Source organism: Streptomyces sp. HSW2009 (assembly GCF_040240285.1).
In the GTDB taxonomy this organism is placed as follows: Bacteria; Actinomycetota; Actinomycetes; order Streptomycetales; family Streptomycetaceae; genus Streptomyces.
In genome coordinates this window covers 1-248 of record NZ_JBEHZD010001271.1, presented here as the reverse complement: position 1 = coordinate 248, position 248 = coordinate 1, and the positions used below count along the sequence as shown (strand labels likewise).

At 79.4% G+C, this 248-nt stretch carries 1 protein-coding gene; it reads right to left on the bottom strand.

Annotated features, from left to right (window positions below):
* A partial coding sequence (locus tag AAHZ94_RS35420; RefSeq protein WP_349997726.1) for an NAD(P)H-hydrate epimerase occupies nt 1-248 on the bottom strand: 248 nt, incomplete at both ends.

Genomic DNA, 248 nt, shown 5'->3' with positions numbered 1-248 from the left:
AAGGTGACCGTCAGCGTGGCGCGCACCGCCTCGCCGTGCACCTCGCCGGTGTCCGCGTCCACGTCGCTGGGCAGGTCCACGGCGACCACCGGGACGCCGGCCGCGGCGACGGCGGCCACCAGGCGGGCCGCGTCCGGCCGCAGGCCGCCCCGGCCGCCGATGCCCACGATCCCGTCGAGTACGAGATCGGCCCGGGCGATGGCGCGCAGGGCCGGGTGCGGGGTGGAGTCCGACGCGGGGTGCGGGGT